This is a genomic window from Neisseria sp. CCUG17229, assembly GCF_047839235.1.
GTDB lineage: Bacteria > Pseudomonadota > Gammaproteobacteria > Burkholderiales > Neisseriaceae > Neisseria > Neisseria brasiliensis.
Genome location: NZ_CP181247.1, coordinates 833020 through 852532, shown reverse-complemented (window position 1 = coordinate 852532; position 19513 = coordinate 833020). Strand labels below are relative to the sequence as shown.

General features: G+C 49.7%; 21 protein-coding genes. 15 read left to right on the top strand and 6 right to left on the bottom strand.

Going from position 1 to position 19513, the window contains the following annotated elements; all coding sequences use genetic code 11:
* Window positions 1-67 precede the first annotated feature (67 nt).
* The 3 genes from nrdD to ACM67B_RS04000 all read right to left on the bottom strand — a co-directional run bounded on the left by nrdD (window position 68) and on the right by ACM67B_RS04000 (window position 4001).
* Window positions 68-1849 (bottom strand): anaerobic ribonucleoside-triphosphate reductase, encoded by a 1782-nt coding sequence (gene nrdD / locus ACM67B_RS04010; RefSeq protein ID WP_416190242.1) that lies wholly within the window; start codon window positions 1847-1849, stop codon window positions 68-70.
* 40 nt (window positions 1850-1889) lie between these two features.
* Entirely contained in the window at window positions 1890-2420 is a 531-nt protein-coding gene (gene nrdG, locus ACM67B_RS04005) for an anaerobic ribonucleoside-triphosphate reductase activating protein (RefSeq protein WP_416190241.1), read from the bottom strand.
* A gap of 189 nt (window positions 2421-2609) precedes the next feature.
* A complete protein-coding gene (locus tag ACM67B_RS04000; protein ID WP_416190240.1) occupies window positions 2610-4001 on the bottom strand; it encodes a nucleobase:cation symporter-2 family protein in 1392 nt (463 codons plus the stop codon).
* Between the two features lie 504 nt (window positions 4002-4505).
* On the opposite strand from ACM67B_RS04000, the gene dapA reads away from it, so the two are divergent.
* The 5 genes from dapA to hemW all read left to right on the top strand — a co-directional run bounded on the left by dapA (window position 4506) and on the right by hemW (window position 8950).
* Window positions 4506-5381: a 4-hydroxy-tetrahydrodipicolinate synthase gene (dapA, locus tag ACM67B_RS03995; RefSeq protein ID WP_416190239.1), complete on the top strand. Its 876-nt coding sequence runs from the start codon at window positions 4506-4508 to the stop codon at window positions 5379-5381.
* A 17-nt stretch (window positions 5382-5398) separates the two neighbouring features.
* A complete protein-coding gene (bamC, locus tag ACM67B_RS03990) occupies window positions 5399-6541 on the top strand; it encodes an outer membrane protein assembly factor BamC (RefSeq protein ID WP_416190238.1) in 1143 nt (380 codons plus the stop codon).
* Window positions 6542-6840: 299 nt separating this feature from the next.
* Window positions 6841-7086 (top strand): NGO_0222 family membrane protein, encoded by a 246-nt coding sequence (locus ACM67B_RS03985; RefSeq protein ID WP_416190237.1) that lies wholly within the window; start codon window positions 6841-6843, stop codon window positions 7084-7086.
* Window positions 7079-7675, top strand: coding sequence for an RdgB/HAM1 family non-canonical purine NTP pyrophosphatase (gene rdgB, locus ACM67B_RS03980; protein WP_416190236.1), 597 nt, complete (start codon window positions 7079-7081; stop codon window positions 7673-7675). The genes ACM67B_RS03985 and rdgB overlap by 8 nt, the downstream gene beginning before the upstream one ends.
* A 54-nt stretch (window positions 7676-7729) precedes the next feature.
* Entirely contained in the window at window positions 7730-8950 is a 1221-nt protein-coding gene (gene hemW / locus ACM67B_RS03975) for a radical SAM family heme chaperone HemW (protein ID WP_416190235.1), read from the top strand.
* Window positions 8951-9037: 87 nt separating this feature from the next.
* Here hemW and ACM67B_RS03970 read toward each other — a convergent pair whose 3' ends face one another.
* Window positions 9038-9997: an IS30 family transposase gene (locus ACM67B_RS03970; protein WP_416190234.1), complete on the bottom strand. Its 960-nt coding sequence runs from the start codon at window positions 9995-9997 to the stop codon at window positions 9038-9040.
* Between the two features lie 209 nt (window positions 9998-10206).
* Between ACM67B_RS03970 and ACM67B_RS03965 the strand changes: the two genes are divergently transcribed.
* The 3 genes from ACM67B_RS03965 (at window position 10207) to fumC (ending at window position 13169) form a co-directional block, all read left to right on the top strand.
* A complete protein-coding gene (locus ACM67B_RS03965; protein WP_416190233.1) occupies window positions 10207-10596 on the top strand; it encodes a RidA family protein in 390 nt (129 codons plus the stop codon).
* A 113-nt stretch (window positions 10597-10709) separates the two neighbouring features.
* Complete coding sequence (locus tag ACM67B_RS03960) at window positions 10710-11546, top strand: symmetrical bis(5'-nucleosyl)-tetraphosphatase (protein WP_416190232.1); 837 nt, start codon at window positions 10710-10712, stop codon at window positions 11544-11546.
* Window positions 11547-11780: 234 nt separating this feature from the next.
* Complete coding sequence (gene fumC, locus ACM67B_RS03955) at window positions 11781-13169, top strand: class II fumarate hydratase (RefSeq protein WP_416190231.1); 1389 nt, start codon at window positions 11781-11783, stop codon at window positions 13167-13169.
* Between the two features lie 108 nt (window positions 13170-13277).
* Here fumC and clpA read toward each other — a convergent pair whose 3' ends face one another.
* Together clpA and clpS are read right to left on the bottom strand one after the other, a co-directional pair.
* Window positions 13278-15563 carry an ATP-dependent Clp protease ATP-binding subunit ClpA gene (clpA, locus tag ACM67B_RS03950; protein WP_416190230.1) on the bottom strand — a complete coding sequence of 762 codons (2286 nt, stop codon included), beginning with the start codon at window positions 15561-15563 and terminating at the stop codon, window positions 13278-13280.
* A gap of 3 nt (window positions 15564-15566) precedes the next feature.
* On the bottom strand, window positions 15567-15878 hold the full coding sequence (clpS, locus tag ACM67B_RS03945; RefSeq protein WP_416190229.1) for an ATP-dependent Clp protease adapter ClpS: 312 nt from the start codon (window positions 15876-15878) through the stop codon (window positions 15567-15569).
* A gap of 307 nt (window positions 15879-16185) precedes the next feature.
* Between clpS and ACM67B_RS03940 the strand changes: the two genes are divergently transcribed.
* The 7 genes from ACM67B_RS03940 (at window position 16186) to arsB (ending at window position 19509) form a co-directional block, all read left to right on the top strand.
* Complete coding sequence (locus tag ACM67B_RS03940) at window positions 16186-16389, top strand: cold-shock protein (protein ID WP_016687461.1); 204 nt, start codon at window positions 16186-16188, stop codon at window positions 16387-16389.
* Window positions 16390-16455: 66 nt separating this feature from the next.
* The gene (locus tag ACM67B_RS03935) at window positions 16456-16659 is read left to right on the top strand and encodes a branched-chain amino acid ABC transporter (RefSeq protein WP_416190228.1); all 204 of its coding nucleotides are present in this window, start codon (window positions 16456-16458) and stop codon (window positions 16657-16659) included.
* Entirely contained in the window at window positions 16656-16877 is a 222-nt protein-coding gene (locus ACM67B_RS03930) for a DUF1653 domain-containing protein (RefSeq protein ID WP_095502609.1), read from the top strand. Before ACM67B_RS03935 ends, ACM67B_RS03930 begins: the two co-directional genes overlap by 4 nt.
* A 96-nt stretch (window positions 16878-16973) precedes the next feature.
* A complete protein-coding gene (gene smpB / locus ACM67B_RS03925) occupies window positions 16974-17426 on the top strand; it encodes an SsrA-binding protein SmpB (RefSeq protein WP_416190227.1) in 453 nt (150 codons plus the stop codon).
* A gap of 28 nt (window positions 17427-17454) precedes the next feature.
* On the top strand, window positions 17455-17871 hold the full coding sequence (locus ACM67B_RS03920; RefSeq protein ID WP_416190226.1) for a hypothetical protein: 417 nt from the start codon (window positions 17455-17457) through the stop codon (window positions 17869-17871).
* 216 nt (window positions 17872-18087) lie between these two features.
* The gene (locus ACM67B_RS03915) at window positions 18088-18435 is read left to right on the top strand and encodes a hypothetical protein (protein WP_416190225.1); all 348 of its coding nucleotides are present in this window, start codon (window positions 18088-18090) and stop codon (window positions 18433-18435) included.
* A 63-nt stretch (window positions 18436-18498) separates the two neighbouring features.
* Window positions 18499-19509, top strand: coding sequence for an ACR3 family arsenite efflux transporter (arsB, locus tag ACM67B_RS03910; protein ID WP_416190224.1), 1011 nt, complete (start codon window positions 18499-18501; stop codon window positions 19507-19509).
* Window positions 19510-19513 lie beyond the last annotated feature (4 nt).

Below are 19513 nucleotides of genomic sequence, written 5' to 3'. Positions count from 1 at the left end.
TGATCTGACCCAACAACAATAGGCCGTCTGAAACAACTTTTTCAGACGGCCTATCCGTTTACCAACCTTACGCCGCTTGGCGGTGATAATGCCTTAAAGCATGTTCTTTACGTCGGCCGCTGCTGAATGCCGACACGCGTTTGAGATAGCCGATGACGCGTGTGCCGTAGTCGATGTCGTGCGAACCACAATTGCTGCAAGCGTGTAAGGTGCGTTTGTCGATGTGGCTACATTCGTTGCAGATGGTGATGCGCACATTGACGCAGAAATAGTTGCAGCCGGTTTGTGCGGCAATATCAAGCAGCGATCGGTAGCCGCTTTTCGGCAGGGCTTCGCCTAAGTTCAAATGCAGGGCGGAACCGCCGTCGAGCCAATCGACCATTTCTTTGCCGTGCAGCAGGAATTTATCCAAGGCGTTGATTTCTTCGTCTTCCACTACATAAAAATAGGAATTGTAGCAGTCGCGGCTGACTTGGTAGCCGTCGGTTTTGTCCCATTTGGCGTTTTTCACGCCGAGGTTTTCTGCCGGTACGAATTCGGTGTTGAACTTCACGCCGTAATGTTTGCTTGCGGCTTGATTGGCTTCAAAAATGGTTTTCAGACGGCCTTGCACAAACGCGACATAGTCTTCGTTGTAACCGACCTTGATGCCGTGAAACTCTGCCGCTTCGGCCATGCCGTTGATGCCGATGGTGAGAAACTGTTTGTCCAGTGTGATAAAGCCTGCGTCATACACCGGCAACATGCCCGCGGCTTGGTATTCTTCCATCAACTTGCGGTAGGCATATTGGTATTGATGGATTTTCGCCACTTCCGCAGCCAAATCGCGCCCGTCTTGCTCCAAGCGGTTCATGTTAATGGTGATGACATTAATCGAACCGGTTGCCACGCCGCCCGCACCTAAGGTGTAGGAAAAGGTGCGGTCTTCGATGGCGTTGCGTAAACGGCAGCACGAAGCCAGCGAATCGGGGTTGTCGGATAGGTACACGAAAAACGAATTGCCTTCCGCCAACTCCTGCGCCATTTCATCGGCAAACTGCGTGTCTTTGCACTTGCCTTCATCGGTGAGCATGGCGGCGGTAACGACAGGGAACGTCAACACAGCCTTGGTGCGCTCTTGATTAAACCATTTCAGGAAAAAGTTTTGCAGTTTGGCCACGCTGTGCCAATCGGGTTTGCTGAAATCGGGGAACACAAAATCACCGAACATGGCTTCAAAATAATATTGGTCATAAACGGAAATATTCCAAAACACACTCTGATAACCGCGTGCAGCGGCGGGCTGGTTGATGCTGTACACCACCTGCTGCAAGTGATTGGCCACCTCATCAGCATGGGTTTGCAAATAATCGTCACCGAAATCGCGGCGGGCAAAGTGGTCGAAATAAGTCAGAAATTCTACCGTCGCCACCGCACCGGCAAATTGTGCACTGATGGCAAACACCAAATTCACAAACGAGCCGCAAAACGAAGCCAAATGCTTGGGCGCTTTCGATTCGCCGCCTAGCTTGGTTAAGCCGTCGAGTAAAAACGGATACAACGTCACCGACACGCAATAGGGTTTCAAGCTGGTTTCATCGTGCACATAAATTTCGTGCGCCTCGATTTGGCGGATGTACTCATCGGCTGCCCCCTGCCCGAACAATTCGGCAATCTTGCGCGATACCTGACTGCGATTAATCTGAACAAAAAAATCTTTCATCAATTCCGCTTCCATCGTGGCAATGTTTTTCTGCGTCACATTGGCATTGGCGTCCATCTTCGAGCCGTCGGCCGCATTGGTCGCGTGGATGTAATCGTGCATAAAATTAAGTTTGCCGTTTAACTGTTCGGGATGCAGCCGAATCATGTTGTTCTCCTAAATAAGGTTGGTTAATAAGCAGCGACGGTCAGGCCGTCTGAAAAAAGTTGGGGTGTACCGGTGTGATGGCGAACGTTTTTTGCGGATGGTCTTTGATAAACCAGTGATTCAGCACTTCGCCTGTGCGCAAATCGGTGAACCGTTGATTGGTCGTCGGGCTATCGAGTCCGCCCAATTCCCTCACCCAGCGGCCGGTTTTCAAATAATCCAAATGCTCAATCAGGCCGTCTGAAACCGCTTCCAGTTCGGTGCGTTCCAAACCGGTATAGAGGCAGGTTTTCAATTCGGCGGATTGAGCAAGCTTCAAAAGCGGCAGCAATGCTTCAGGCTGCCATTCACCGCCCATAAACAACACGCAGCTAATCAAGCCTCGATAGCGTTTCAGACGGTCTGCCAAATATTCGGCAGTTAACGCCTTGCCTAAACCGGCTTTCCAACTGTCGGCACTGTGGCAGCCCACGCAGCGCAGCGGACAACCGGCAATCAGGAATGCCAGTGAGGTTTCATTTGGCACTTCCTGCCAGACGATGTGTTCGGTAGTAAAAGTGAGCGTTTGCATATTGGATGTTTAAATACTATATTTAGTGCTCATTTAATCACATTAATACTAAATATGGTATTTTTAAGTTTAAATCTGATTTTTGCTTAACATAGAAAAATTTTATAGATATGATTTAACTTAGCTAATTAATATAGAAAAAGACCGTCTGAAACAATCGTTTCAGACGGTCTTTCATTCGCTTTTAAATTAGTGTTCCAAACTGTCGGTATTCACATGAATTGTGGTATCGGTTTTGTCTTCCGGCAACACCAAGTTCAAAATCACCGCCATGATACCGCCGGCAGAAATCGAGTTTTGGAACAACACCGGCAGATTTTTAAACACTTCTGGTTCAAACGCCACGCCCAAACCGATGCCGACCGAAGTGGCCGCAATCACCGCTTCACGGCGACGGATGCCGTTGCTCACCAAAATGCGTACACCGGCAATCGCAATCAAACCGAACATCAACACCATCGCACCGCCCAATACCGGACTCGGAATCGTGGTAAACGCGCGGCCAATTACAGGGAACAAGCCCAGCAAAATCAAAATAGCAGCAATGTATTTACCCACATGGCGCGAAGCCACGCCGGTCATTTGAATTACGCCGTTGTTTTGTGCAAACGTGGTCAACGGCAACGAACCCAACGCGGTCGCAATCACCGACACCAAACCATCGGCCAGTACGCCGCCGCGCAGGCGTTCGGTGTATTCAGGGCCTTCAATCGGCTTATCCGACACCATCGCCGTGGCGGTTAAATCGCCGACCGCTTCAAACACACTCAACAAATAAATCGCACCGGCCACGATAAACGCGTGCCAATCAAACGCAAAGCCATATTTAAACGGCACAGGAATGGTAATCAGCGGCAGGTTTTGCAGCGCGGAAAAATCCACTTTACCCAAAAACAGCGCCACGATATAGCCCACAATCAAGCCCACGGCAATGCCGCTCATGCGTAGCAGCGGATTTTTCATGCAGTTAAACAACAACACGATAAACAACACCAGCGACGCCAAACCCAGATTTTCCATCGAGCCGAATGTGCCATCCGCCTTAGCGCCGAAGCCGCCACCGAAATCGGTAATACCGACGTGAATCAGGCTCAAACCGATCAACATCACCACCACACCGCTCACAGTCGGCGTAATCACTTTTTTCAGATAAGGCAGCAGCCACGCAGAAAAACACACCAAAAACGCACCAACAAACGACACGCCCAGCAAAGTCGAAATCATCGCGCTCTCAGTCAGACCCCCTTCTTTCATGCCTGTACCCAAGGCAATCATCACGGTCACAAACGAAAAGTTGACCGACTGAATCGACAGCATACCCGAGCCAATCGGCCCGAAGCGGTTTACCTGCAGATAAGTGCCGATGCCGGAAGCCACCATCGCCATCGACACCAAATAAGCGGTCATTTCCACCGGCAGATTCAACGCACCGCCGACAATCAGTGCAGGCGTAATCATCGGCACAAAAATCGCCAGCAAGTGCGTAATCGCACTCAACAAAGCATTCATAAAAGGCGGTTTGTCTTCCAAACCATACACCAAATCAGGCGATTGAGCCTGTTTGTCCGTCACGTGCGCCATACCTATCCTTTAAAGTTAGTAATAAACAGATAATTTTTGTAAGGGCGAAATTGTATACAAGCTTTGACATTTGGGCAATTTTTCAGACGGCCTGCAAGGCGTAATGACATGTAGTCGCAACACTTGCTAAATAGTTGACTCAATTTGATTTCTGATACATCAATATTGGCAATTGATTGTTTGAGCTTCTCAAATGCTTCCGCTGTCACAAGATAAGTTTTAGATGCATAGGAAGGATGCCAATATAAAGGCTGTCTGAAAGCCTATTACTTTCAGACGGCATGAGTCCATTTTTGAATATTTAACACTTTTTAGCCTTGACACAAAAAAGCCACAAATTCACAAGCAATTATCTGTTTTTAATAAATTTATTCGTTAAAACCATCCTAACACACCCATCCATTGCACGGCCCCGTCTGTTTAAGCAGTGTTTCACAGCAACAACAAAGTAAGCTACAATCGCCGACATAACCGACCTCATCATTATCGAATAAAGGTTTCATTATGTTAAAAGGTAGCTTGGTTGCCCTGATTACCCCCATGAATCAAGACGGCAGCATTAATTTCGAACACCTGAAAAGCCTGATTGACTGGCACATCGACAACGGCACCGACGGCATTGTTGCAGTCGGCACCACCGGCGAGAGCGCAACATTAGATGTTGACGAACACTTGGCCGTGATTGAAGCCACGGTGAAACACGTCAACAAGCGTGTGCCTGTGATTGCCGGCACTGGCGCCAACAACACCGCCGAAGCCATCGCTTTATCGAAAGCCGCAGAAAAAGTCGGCGCCGATTACAGCTTGTCGGTGGTTCCTTATTACAACAAACCTTCACAAGAAGGCATCTACCAACATTTCAAAGCCATTGCCGAAGCCACTTCGATTCCGATGATTGTGTACAACGTACCGGGTCGTACCGTTGTGAGCATGAGCAATGAAACCATTCTGCGTTTGGCCGAAATCCCGAATATTGTCGGCGTCAAAGAAGCCAGTGGCGACATCGGCCGCGACATCGAGCTGATTAACAACGCACCGGAAGACTTTACCGTATTGTCGGGCGACGATCCGACCGGCATGGCCTTTATGCTCTCTGGCGGCCACGGTGTGATTACCGTTGCAGCCAACGTTGCACCAAAATTATTTGCCGATATGTGCCGCGCCTCATTGGCCGGCGACATTGCGGCGGCACGTCAACTCAATAACCAACTGATTCCAATCTACAACACCATGTTCTGCGAACCAAGCCCTGCCGCACCAAAATGGGCAGCCGCAGCATTGGGTAAATGTGAAGCGCATGTGCGCCTGCCTTTGGTTGCCCTGACTGAAGATGGCCAAGCCAAAGTACGCCGCGCATTGGAAGCAGCCAAACTGATTTAACCTCACAGGAAACCGAGATGACTTACCTCAAACCGATAGCCGTGGCTATCGCCCTGATTAGCCTGACCGCCTGCTCTAGCGGCAAAAAAGAGCAACCTAAGCTGGATTACCAAAGCCAAACACGCAAAATCGTGAATTTGGAAGTACCGCCTGATTTGACCAATCCGGATCAAGGCAATCTCTACAACCTGCCTGCGGGTAATGGTGCCGTGCGTGCGACCGAACTCGACAACCGCCGCAGCCGCACCCAAGCCACGCAGCAACCGGCCAACCAAGCCGTGTTGCAATCGGTAAAAGGCGTGAGCTTAGAGCGTGACGGCAGCCAACGCTGGGTAGTGGTTGACGGCAAACAGCCGGCCGAATTGTGGCCATTATTGAAAGCCTTCTGGCAAGAAAACGGCTTTGACATCAAATCGGAAGAACCTGCCATCGGTCAAATGGAAACCGAATGGGCGGAAAACCGCGCCAAAATCCCGCAAGACACTTTACGCCGCTTATTTGACAAAGTTGGCTTAGGCGGTGTGTATTCAACCGGTGAGCGCGACAAATTCATTATCCGCGTTGAAAAAGGCAAAAACGGCACCACCGATGTCTTCTTCGCCCACAAAGGCATGGAAGAAGTGTATGGCGACAAAAACAAAGATACCACCATGTGGCAGCCGCGCCCGAACGACCCGAATTTAGAAGCCGCCTTCTTGGCGCGTTTCATGCAATATTTGGGCATGGACGAAAAACAAGCTGAAAACGCTTTGGGTCAAAGCGTGGCACCACGCGCCAATGCCGGTGATTTGGCCAAAGTAGAAGGCCAAACCCTGCTGCTCAATGGCGACTACGACCGCAACTGGCGCCGCACTGCGCTGGCACTGGATCGCATTGGTCTGACCGTATTGGGTCAAAATGCCGAACGCCACGCCTTCTTGGTACAACAAGCGCCAACCGAAAGCGAAGCCGTGAAAAATCAAAAGCCGGGCATGTTCAGCCGCTGGTTTGGCAAAGGCAAAAAAGCTGAAACCAAACAAGTGCAATACCCTGAGCTGATTGTTTACGTTGAGCCGGTGAATAATGGTGCACGTATCAGCCTGTTAAACAAAGACGGCAGCAGCTACAAAGGCAACGATGCCTCCACCCTGATCGGCCGCCTGCATTCAGAATTGCGTTAAGCCATTTATTTAAATAGATTAAACCGCTTTTGAATTCAATATTCAAAAGCGGTTTTGTTTGTCTATACAAGGCCGAGACCTTTGCAAAACCCTAGATTTGAGTACAGTTCAAAGTTGTAGCAGAGCAGAAAGCGCATACATATCAAATAGATAGGCAAGATTTCGAGCAGCGCACAACGAAGAAATGTGCCAAAGATAGGGATTTTGCAAAGGTCTCAGGCCGTCTGAAATGCAAATAGTTTCAGACGGCCTTCTCTATCCGCTATAATACGGCATTTCACTCTGCGGCAAATCGGCTCATGAACCAACGCAAAACCTACCTACTCTGCATTGTCTTTTTTACCCTGCTGTTTATGGCCTTGGTGCTACTGGGCAGCTATCTGCTTTCCATCGGCAGCAAACAATTTGCCGTGGCCGCATTTTTATTTGCATTTGCCGCTATCTTCGGCCAAATTGCTAGCTTGGCACTTTATCTGCGTTTAAAAGCCAAAATGCAATATATGCAGATACAGGCACAAGACAATCAAGGAAAAAATCATGTTTGACAAAATCGTTTTGGCCAGCGGCAATGCCGGCAAACTCAAAGAATTTTCCCGCTTGTTTGCCGAACACAATATCGACATCTTACCGCAATCGCAATTTGACACGCCCGAATGCCCCGAGCCGTATTTCACCTTTGTTGAAAACGCGCTGGCCAAAGCCCGCCATGCTGCCAAACACAGCGGCTTACCTGCCTTAGCCGACGACAGCGGCATTTGTGCCAATGCTTTAGGCGGCGCACCGGGCGTGTTGTCTGCCCGTTATGCCGGAGCCGACCCAAAATCCGATGCCGCCAACAACGCCAAACTCTCTGCCGACTTGGCCGATAAAGCCGACCAAAGCTGCTATTACGTGTGCGTGTTGGTCTTCGTGCGCCACGAACACGACCCGCAACCGATTATCGCCGAAGGTATTTGGCGCGGTCAGTGGCAACAACAAGCCACCGGCAGCAATGGTTTCGGCTACGACCCGCATTTTTACCTACCCGAACACGGCTGCACCGCCGCCGAACTCGCGCCTGAAGTCAAAAATGCTGTCAGCCACCGCGGTTTAGCATTGCAAGAATTGCTCAAAAAAATCCAAGCCGCCATCTAATTCATTCAAACAGGCCGTCTGAAAGCTTTCAGACGGCCGCACACACTCCACACCATGACCCCAATCACCTTCAACCAAGCAGGCCAACTCACCGCCCTGCCGCCTTTATCGCTCTACATCCATATCCCGTGGTGCATCAAAAAATGCCCGTATTGCGATTTTAATTCACACAATATTTCGCGTTATCAACCACTTGCCACCATCACGCCTGCACAAACTACCCCAAACGGTTTACCCGAAGATGCTTATATCGATGCCTTACTGGCCGATTTGCAAACCGAATTGCCCAATATTTGGGGGCGGCCGGTCGAAACCATTTTCTTTGGCGGCGGCACACCGAGCCTGTTCAGCGCACAAGCCATCGACAGGCTGCTGAGCGGCGTACGTTCACTGGTGCGATTGCAGCCCAATGCAGAAATCACGCTCGAAGCCAACCCCGGCACGTTTGAAATCGAAAAATTTCAAGGCTTTAAAGAAGCCGGCATTACCCGCCTTTCCATTGGCGTGCAAAGTTTCAACGACGATATGCTGACCCGCCTAGGCCGCGTGCACAATAGCCGCGAAGCTTTAACTGCTATCGCTACTGCTTTGAATTTATTTGATAAAGTCAATATCGATTTAATGTATGCGCTGCCAAACCAAACCGTTCAGACGGCCTTAGACGATGTCCGCACCGCCATCGCCACCGGCGCAAGCCACATCAGCGCCTATCACCTCACCATGGAACCGAACACCGCTTTCGGCCACACGCCACCGCCCGGTTTGCCGAGCGATGAAAACGCTTTAGACATTGAAGACGCTGTGCATGCCGCGTTAGAACAAGCCGGTTTCATCCATTACGAAACCTCCGCTTTTGCCCGCGCCGGAATGCAGTGCCGCCACAATCTCAATTATTGGCAGTTTGGCGACTACATCGGCATCGGCGCGGGGGCGCACGGCAAAATTTCCTACGCCGACCACATCGAGCGCACCACCCGCCGCCGCCATCCCAACGATTACCTTGCCGCCATGCAAAGCAATCCGACCAGCGGCATCGAGCGCAAAATCATTCAGCACGATGATTTGGCCTTTGAATTCATGATGAACGCCCTGCGCCTGACCGACGGCGTACCCGCAGCCATGCTGCAACAGCGCACCGGCATTTCAACTGCCCACATCATGCCGCAAATCGAAACCGCACGCCAAAAAGGCTTGCTTGAAGCAGATCCGACCGTGTTGAAACCCACCGCACAAGGCCGCCTGTTTTTAAACGATTTATTGCAATGTTTTTTATAGAATATTGATAAAACAAGATAAAGGCCGTCTGAAATTTATCCTTAAACTTTTTCAGACGGCCTTACATTCACATTTCAAGTGCAACGCTCAAATGCCATTGGCAAGGGCTGCTGAAAACAGATCACCCGGTGTCTCATAGTCCAATGTCTTTCTCGGTCGGCGGTTAAGGGCCTCCTCAACCGCTTTAATCTTTTTAGCACCCAGTTTCCTAAAATCCGTCCCTTTGGGGAAGTATTGTCTGATCAGCCCGTTGGTATTTTCCACCAAGCCTTTTTCCCAAGAATGGTATGGACGGCAGAAGTAAGTTTCCGCACCCAGGGCTTTGGCAAAGGTTTTATGCCGGTAAAACTCTTTACCGTTATCCAAAGTAATCGTTTGAATGATATCTTTAAACGGCTTCAATGCCCGAATCACTACCCGGGCTACATCTTCTGCTTTGAAATTGCTGATTTTGCGGATAACGACAAATTTGGTTTTTCTTTCAACAGCAACCACCAGTCCGCTTTTTTGGTCTTTACCGACAATAGTGTCCATCTCGAAATCGCCGACCCGCTCTTTTTGATCAACAATGGCAGGTCTGTGTTCAATGTCGGTTCTGTCCGGTACGCTGCCTTTTGTCCATGCACCGCTGCCGTATTTTCTGCGGTAGGGTTTGGAAACGATACGCAGATGGGTGTACAGGTCGCCGCCGTTTTGACGGTCTTTGGCGAGATAGCGGTAAAGGGTGCTGTGGTGCAGTTTGATGTGTTGATGTTTCAGCAGGTAGCCGCAGACTTGTTCGGGGCTGTATTTTTGGGTAATCAGTTTGTTAACAGTCTGTTTGACGGCAGTAGTCAGTTTGGTTGGCTTTTTGTTTTTCTTTTTAACTTCGCTTTGCTGTTGTGTTTTTCGGTAACAGTAGGTTCCGTTGACGGAATGCCGTCTGATTTCCCGACTGACGGTGGCGGGATGACAACCGATGTTCTGTGCGATTTGGTTTAGGGGTAGGTTGCGGTAATGTCTGGAAATGTAGTATCTTTGGTGTGAGGTCAGTTGTGTGTAGGCCATATTGCAATCTTTCTTGTCAGGAAAGGCAGTATACTACCGCATACTGGCCTTTTCTGTTATTGGAAATTGCACTTGTTAGGCGAATGTAAGGGCCTTGATTCAAAACAGGCCGTCTGAAACGCAGTCAAACACACCGCCCAGCTTCCTAAGCCACGCAAAATTTTGTATCATAACAGCCTATTCCAACTGCTTTTTTCAGGAGAAACATCATGGCGAAAACCATCATTCACACCGACAACGCCCCTGCCGCCATCGGCGCTTACAGCCAAGCCGTGCGGGCGGGCGATACTGTTTACATGAGCGGCCAAATCCCGCTTGACCCGGCCACCATGCAAGTAGTCGGCGACGGCGATTTCCGTGCCGAAGCGGTGCAAGTATTCAAAAACCTGCAAGCCGTAGCAGAAGCGGCCGGCGGCTCTTTGAGCGACATCGTTAAAGTCAACGCCTATCTGACTGACTTGAGTAACTTCGCCATTTTCAACGAAGTGATGGCTGAATTTATCCCCGAGCCGTTCCCAGCCCGCGCCGCCGTCGGCATCGCCAGCCTGCCTAAAGGTGTGCAGGTTGAAGCCGAAGCGGTATTGGTGTTAAACGCGTAAACTATTTATTTCAAAAATAAAGGCCGTCTGAAACGGCCTCAAGCAATATTGTTTTCAGACGGCCTATTTTTCTGTAGGCCGTCTGAAATCCCACATCAGGAATCAAAATCAACATGGCGCATTATGCAATCGGCGACATCCAAGGCTGCTACGACGAACTTTCGGTTTTGCTGCAAAAACTCGACTTCAACCACGGCACCGATACCCTGTGGCTCACCGGCGACATCGTCAACCGCGGCCCCAAATCCTTGGAATCGCTGCAATTTGCCATGCAGCATCCCGACAGCGTTCAAATCATTCTCGGCAACCACGATTTCCACCTGCTTGCCGTCGGCTATGGTTACGGCACCACCAAACGCAGCGACACCATCACCCCAATTCTGAATCACCCCGACAGCCGCAAAATGCTCGACTGGCTGCGTCATCAGCCCTTGATGATCCGCAACGACAACCATGTGATGGTGCATGCCGGCATCCTGCCGCAATGGTCGGTTGCCCAATCCGAAGAATTGGCGCGTGAAGCTGAAGCCGAATTGCAAGGCAGTAAATACGAAAAATTCTTTGCCAAAATGTACGGCAACACCCCAATCGCGTGGGACGAAAATTTAAGCGGTTACAGCCGTTTACGCTTTATCGTCAACGTGTTCAGCCGAATGCGCGCGCTCACTTATCAAAACGAACTCGATTTCGATTTTAAAGCCACGCTCGACAAAATGCCGATCTACCTGCGCCCATGGTTCCGCGTACCCAACCGCCAAAACCTAAGCCATAAAATCGTGTTCGGCCATTGGTCGTCACTCGGCTACATGAACACCGACGGCATCATCTCGCTCGACACCGGCGCATTGTGGGGTGGCGAACTCACCGCTATCAACCTCGACACGGAAGTCGTGACCCAAATCCCCGCCATCAACGGCTTGGATTGGCGTACGGCCTTGAAAAAAGATTAAAACTAGCCATAACCAATGAATCATCTTGATGATAGCTGTTTCAAAGAAAAATAAGACAAGACAACAACGACTGCTTTGTACATTTAATACATAAGGGAGCTGGCAGCGTTGTATTATTTTTTATCCAGAACAACGATACATTTAAAAATTCAACCCACCTTTTCATAAGGAGCATGACTGGCTATAATTAATTTATGCGAATGGTTCGCATTTTAAATTAAAACAGGAGAAATCATGACTACCCGTATCGAACACGACACCATGGGCGATGTTGAAGTGCCGTCTGAAGCCTACTGGGGCGCGCAAACCCAGCGCAGCCGCGACAATTTCAAAATCGGCGGCGAAACCCTGCCGCAGCCGTTGATCTACGCCATGGCCTTGGTTAAAAAAGCGGCCGCCGCGACCAATGTGTGTTTGGGACGCATCAAAGCTGAGCAAGGCGATTTAATTACACAGGCGGCGGATGATGTGTTAAACGGCAAGCTCGACGGCCAATTCCCACTGGTGGTGTGGCAGACCGGTTCGGGCACGCAGTCCAACATGAACATGAACGAAGTCATCGCCAACCGTGCCAATGAAATCGCAGGCAGCGGTTTGGCGGCGTACCAGCCTGTCCACCCCAACGACCACGTCAATCACGCGCAATCGACCAACGACAGCTTTCCAACCGCCATTCACGTTGCCGCCGCCATCGAAATCAATCGCCTGCTGATTCCGGCTGTCAAAGCCCTGCGCGATACACTTGATGACAAAGCCAAAGCGTTTGAACCGATTGTCAAAATCGGCCGCACCCACTTGCAGGATGCCACGCCACTGACTTTGGGCCAGGAATTCTCCGGCTACGTTTCCCAGCTCGACCACGGTTTAGGCCGTCTGAACGATGCTTTGCAAGGGCTTTATGAATTGCCGTTGGGTGGTACTGCCGTCGGCACCGGTTTGAACAGCCATCCAGAATACGCCGAAAAATCAGCCGCCAAACTCGCCGAATTGTCCGGGTTGCCGTTTATTACTGCGCCGAACAAATTTGAAGCCCTGGCTGGGCGCGATGCCGCCGTATACGCTTCGGGCGCACTGAAAACCTTGGCCGCGAGCTTGAACAAAATCGCCAACGATATCCGCTGGCTGGCTTCCGGCCCGCGTTGCGGCTTGGGTGAAATCAAAATTCCGGAAAACGAGCCGGGTTCATCCATCATGCCGGGCAAAGTCAACCCGACCCAATGTGAAGCGCTGACCATGGTGTGCTGCCAAGTATTCGGCAACGACGTCACCATCGGCATGGCAGGCGCATCGGGCAACTTCGAATTGAACGTTTATATGCCCGTTATCGGCTACAACCTGCTACAATCCATCCGCCTGTTGGGTGATGCCTGCAACAGCTTCAACGAGCATTGCGCCGTTGGCATCGAACCGGTACCGGAAAAAATCGATTATTTCCTGCATCACTCATTAATGCTGGTTACCGCCTTAAACCGAAAAATCGGCTATGAAAATGCCGCTAAAGTCGCCAAAACCGCGTATAAAAACGACAGCTCCCTGCGCGAAACCGCCATCGAGCTCGGCTTATTGAGCGGCGAAGAATTTGACCAATTGGTCGTGCCTGCCGATATGGTGCATCCGCGTTAAAACAGTTTTAAATCAGATTTAGAACACAATAAAAGGCCGTCTGAAAATCAGTTTTCAGACGGCCCTTCTTTCAATACCAACTTAATTCAACACATAAACACATCTTTTTCAGACGGCCTCTTGCGTTTTTTTCTTGGCTGCACCTTTTTGAAACTTCAACACTACTTCACCTTTCTCGCGGTTCCAGTCGATTTTGACGTAGCCGCCATCTGCCAATTTGCCAAATAGCAACTCATCAGCCAAGGCTTTGCGGATTTTTTCCTGAATCAGGCGGTGCATCGGGCGCGCGCCCATTTGCGGATCAAATCCTTTTTCAGCCAAGTATTGGCGCAATGCCGGTGTGAATTCGGCTTCGACCTTTTTGTCGAGCAGCTGATGCTCCAATTGCAGCAGGAATTTGTCCACCACTTTGATGATAATCGGCTCAGACAACGGCGCAAACGGGATAATCGCATCCAAACGGTTGCGGAATTCAGGCGTAAACATTTTGTTGATGGCCTGCATTTCATCACCACGCTCACGTTTGCTGGTAAAGCCGAAGGTCGGACGGCTTAAGCTTTCGGCACCGGCATTGGTGGTCATAATCAAAATGACGTTGCGGAAATCGGCGCTTTTGCCGTTGTTGTCGGTTAAGCGGCCGGCATCCATCACTTGCAGCAACACGTTGAAAATATCGGGATGCGCTTTTTCGATTTCATCCAACAGCAACACGCAATGTGGTTGCTTATTCACGGCTTCCGTCAGCAAGCCGCCTTGATCGAAACCGACATAGCCCGGTGGCGCACCGATTAAGCGCGACACGGCATGGCGTTCCATGTATTCCGACATATCAAAACGTTGTAGCGGTACACCCAACGAGAAGGCCAATTGGCGGGCGACTTCGGTTTTACCCACGCCGGTCGGACCAGAAAACAGGAAGCTGCCGATCGGTTTGTCAGGCAAACCCAAACCAGAACGCGACATTTTCACAGCGGCAACCAAGGCTTCAATGGCATCGTCTTGGCCGTAAACCATGTTTTTCAAATCACGCGCCAAGAATTGCAGCACTTGTTTATCGTCGTGTGACACGGTTTTTTCCGGAATGCGGGCAACTTTGGCAATTACCGATTCAATTTGCGCCTTGCCGATAACTTTTTTCTGCTTGGATTTCGGCAAAATACGTTGCGCCGCACCAGCTTCGTCCATCACATCGATGGCTTTATCCGGCAGGAAACGCTCGTTGATGTAGCGGGCAGAAAGCTCGGCGGCGGCTTCCAATGCGCCTTGGGTGTAGCGCACTTGGTGGAAGGTTTCAAACATCGGCTTCAAGCCACGCAGGATTTGTACGGTTTCGTCCACAGTCGGTTCGACAATGTCGATTTTTTGGAAACGGCGGCTCAAGGCATGGTCTTTGTCGAAAATGGTACGGTATTCGTCGTAAGTGGTCGCACCAATGCAACGCAACAGGCCTTTGGCCAATGCCGGTTTGAGCAGGTTGGACGCATCCATCGTACCACCGCTGGTACTGCCCGCGCCGATAATGGTGTGAATTTCGTCGATAAACAAAATGGCGTGTTCAACTTTTTCCAATTGTTTCAACACAGCTTTCACACGCGCTTCAAAGTCGCCACGGTATTTGGTGCCGGCTAGTAATGCGCCCATATCCAACGAATACACCACCGCATTCTTCAGCGTTTCCGGCACATTGCCGTTGACAATCTGATGCGCCAAACCTTCGGCCAAGGCGGTTTTGCCGACACCAGCTTCCCCCACCAGCAAAGGATTGTTTTTGCGGCGGCGGCACAAAATCTGCACCAGGCGTTCCATTTCATGTTTGCGGCCGATGAGCGGATCGATGCGGCCGGCGTTCACTTCGTCATTCAAATTCACGCAGTATTTGGCCAACGGATTACCTTTTTCTTCTCCCTGCTCGCCTGCTTCGGCATCTTGGCCGTCTAAAGATTCTTGCGCGGCGGCATTCAAACCGCCATGCGCAATGCTGCGCAAAATTTCAAAACGGCTCATGGATTGCAGTTTCAGGAAATACACGGCATGACTGTCGCTCTCGCTCATGAGCGCCACCAGCAAGTCCAGCGGCGAAACTTCGCTTTTGCCTGCTGATTGGGTGTGCACCATGGCACGTTGGATCACGCGCTGAAAGCCTAAAGTCGGCTGCGTTTCGGTGCTGTCCAACAAATGCTCGGGAATCTGCGGCGTGTTTTCGGTCACACTGTCGGTAAGCTGATCGGACAATAGTTTCAAATCGGCACCACACTCAGCCAGCGTGTTTCTGACGGCTTCGTTTTCATCAATCAACACCAGCAATAAATGCTCTAAGCTGATGAATTCATAACGTTCGCCGCGCGCTTCGGTATAAAGCACTTGTAAAATGCGTTCTAATTCTGATGACAGCATGGATTAAACCTCCTCAACGATACATTGCAGCGGATGGCCTTCTACCTTGGCTCGCTGCATGACTTGCTGCTGTTTGGTTTGGGCAATGTCGCGTGTGTATGTGCCACACAAACCCTTGCCCTCATGATGAACCAGCAGCATCACCGCGACGGCTTGTTCTTCGCTCAACATGAAAATTTCGGTCAACACCGCCACCACAAAATCCATGGTCGTGTAATCGTCGTTTAACAGGAAAACGCCGTAACGTTTCGGCGGCTGGGTTTGTCGGTCATTTATTAATGTTTCCGATTCGTGATGAGTATGGCTATTGCTCATGTATATATATGGCTCCAAAACCGTTTTTAAACTGGGCTTAGTACAATATCACGCACCATGCGCAAATCTATGCTTAATAAATAAAAAACGGGTTATTTCTGTTGTATTTTGTACTATTTTAATAAAATTTTCGCTTTTTCCCAAACATTACTTGACTACAGACATTAACGAATGTAAAAAGACGGTTAAGCAGAGTCGGCACTCGAAAAAGCATAATTGTTTTTAGGGAGAAACTTGAAACTTTTTGGTTTGACGTATTGCCTTATTTGCTGTTTTTGTTAAATTTTTTAAGTATAGGAAGTTCTCAATGGCAACCGGTATCGTAAAATGGTTCAACGACGCTAAAGGTTTTGGTTTCATCACTCCAGATGAAGGTGGCGAAGATTTGTTCGCTCACTTCTCTGCGATCAACATGGATGGTTTCAAAACCCTGAAAGAAGGCCAACGCGTGTCTTTCGAAGTGACCACCGGCCCTAAAGGCAAACAAGCTGCTAACATTCAAGCTGCTTAATGAGTGCGCGGCGTCAGCCGTAATGTGATGGCGGGATTTCCCGCCATTTTTTATTGTGGGTACGACATGGACAATTATCAACGTGCATTAAAGCAACTCGATGAGTTAATTGCACATTTTCGCAGCCAAGGCGAAGTTTCCTGCGCTGTTGCAGAAGCGGAAGACCGCCTGTTAATCAAGCTGGCGGATTTAAAAATCGATTTAAAACCGCAGCACACCCAAGACATCGCCAACATCAACCTTTTTTACCAGCGCCATATCCGATCATGAAACATTCCATTCCTGCAGGCATTTACCGCCATTACAAAGGCAATCTGTACGAAGTCACCGGCCTTGCCCACCACAGCGAAACCGAAGAAGAATTGGTGGTTTACCGCGCTTTATACGGCGAATTCGGTTTGTGGGTGCGCCCTGCCGCCATGTTTGCCGAAACCGTTGAATTCAACGGCGAAACAGTGGCACGTTTTGCCCTCGTGAAAGCGTTTTAAATTTTCAGACGGCCTCAAAGCCTTTGACCTGTTATTTCCCTTTTTCAGACGGCCTGATAAAATAGGCCGTCTGAAAACCTATCAAGAATCAGCATTATGAGTATTGCCAATAATAAAAAAGCCTTTCACGATTACTTTATTGAAGACCAAATCGAAGCCGGTTTGGTGCTGGAAGGATGGGAAGTAAAAGCCATCCGCGCCGGTCGTGTGCAGCTCAAAGAAAGCTATATCTACTGGAAAAAAGACGCATTTTATCTGGTCGGCTGCCACGTAACGGCTCTGCCGACTGCCTCAACCCACGTCAAACCCGATCCGGTGCGTCCGCGTAAATTACTGCTCAATCAAGCCGAGATTAACAAGCTTATCGGCAAAACCGAGCGGGCGGGTTACACCATTGTGCCGCTCAATCTGCATTACAATCGTAGCCGCATCAAAATGGAAATCGGTTTGGCTAAAGGTAAAAAACAACACGACAAACGCCAAAGCCTGAAAGAAGCCGATTGGAAGCGTGAGAAACAGCGTTTGATGAAAAATGTGACTTCATCTTAAAACCAACCCCCCGAAACAGGAGAAACCCATGAAAATAAAAACCTTATTCATCGCGACCGGCTTGATTGTCCTGACAGCCTGCCATAGCGGCAAAACCCGCATCGGCAATTACGGCCCACAAGAGTTACAAAAAATTAACCACGTCTGCATTTTAGATAACCCCAAAACACCTAATCGTGCCTTAATACAGAATCTTTCGACTTCTTTAGACAAACTCGGCATCAGCAGCGAAAACGTCAACATCACTGAAAACCGCAAGCGTCTGTACGAGCCGGAATGCCGTTACAACTTGCGCTACAGCACGCGCACCAATGCCATTTCCCTACTAGTGCGCACACCAGAGCATCCCGTTGCCAGCCTACGTGACAATTTCAATCAGAAGCAGGATTTACAAAAGCAAACTGACAGCCTAATTTCACGCCTCTTTGGCAAAACAACGAAATAATCTGCTCTACATCTTTTCAGACGGCTTTTTTGACCCAAGTAAGATGATGGTCATTATAGGCCGTCTGAAATATTTGCAGCGGATAGCGTTTTACATATTCCATCTCAATCCTTTCTCAAAAACACGCAAGATTGCACTTTATCCGCTTTTCAAGATGCGCTTCTGCCACAATAATAATGCCGTCTGAAAACCCATTATCCTGCGAAGGAAAACACCATGCGACAAGCCTCACTTGCCCTGCCTTTGTTTTTAATTCTGTTTGGCGCGGTTTGGTTTTTAAAAACCACCGGCATCCTGCCCGCCACCGCCACCTTGATTGCCATCGGCTTGGGCGTTGCCGGATTGGCCGTGATGATTATGGACGGTATCAACAAGCAATCGATTATTTCCGGTCCGATTTTGATGTATATCGGTGCGGCCATTTATCTGCGTACCGAATACTGGTTTGCCTATTCGCCACTGATCGCCTTAGGCATGATGGTGCTGGGCTGCTTGTTGTTGCTCTCGCGCAGCAACATGATTCCATATAAAATGCCCAAGCAGCCAGACCGCTTGTCTCACTAAACCGAAAGGCCGAGAATCACTCGGCCTTTTTCTTTGCTAACCACTAATGATTTTTAGATAAACATGGGTATTTTCGAACGATTTCTCAGTATTTGGGTAGCGCTCGCCATTATCGCCGGTGTCAGCATCGGTACACTTTTTCCACACGCCATACAACACATCGCCTTAATGGAAGTGGCGCACATCAACTTACCCGTCGCCGTGTTGATTTGGCTGATGATTTATCCGATGATGATTCAAATCGATTGGTCGGCCATCAAAGATGCCGGGCAAAAACCGAAAGGTTTGCTGATGACGGTCGTGGTCAATTGGCTGGTGAAACCGTTTACCATGGCGCTTATTGGCTGGCTGTTTTTCCGCTGGCTGTTTGCGCCTTGGGTTGATCCGCAGTCGGCACAAGAATACATCGCCGGCATGATTCTGCTCGGTGTCGCACCCTGCACAGCCATGGTTTTTGTGTGGTCGCAATTGGTTAAAGGCGACCCGAATTACACGCTGGTTCAAGTCTCGGTCAATGACATCATCATGATTTTTGCCTTTGCACCGATTGCCGGATTTTTATTGGGCGTGAGCGACATCAGCATTCCTTGGCAAACCTTGGTGTACAGCACGATTTTATATGTGTTGCTGCCGCTTTTGGCCGGATTAATCACGCGCAAAATACTGCTGGGCAAACGCCTTCCAGTTGGCTCGTTCACCGCCAAACTCAAGCCTTTTTCGATTTTCGGCTTACTGCTGACGGTGGTGCTGTTGTTTGCTTTTCAAGCGCAAACCATCTTAAGCCAGCCGTTTATCATTGTGCTGATTGCCATTCCGTTGCTGGTGCAAACCTACGGCATTTTCTTTCTCGGCCATTGGGTCGCCAAGCGCCTGAATTTGCCGCATGAAATCGCCGCTCCCGCCTGCCTGATTGGCACCAGTAATTTCTTTGAATTGGCTGTTGCGGTTGCCATTTCCCTATTCGGCTTACACTCCGGCGCCGCATTGGCTACGGTCGTCGGCGTGTTGGTAGAAGTACCGGTGATGCTGTCGTTAGTCACCTGGATCAACCGCCGCAATAAATCACTGGGATAATGGT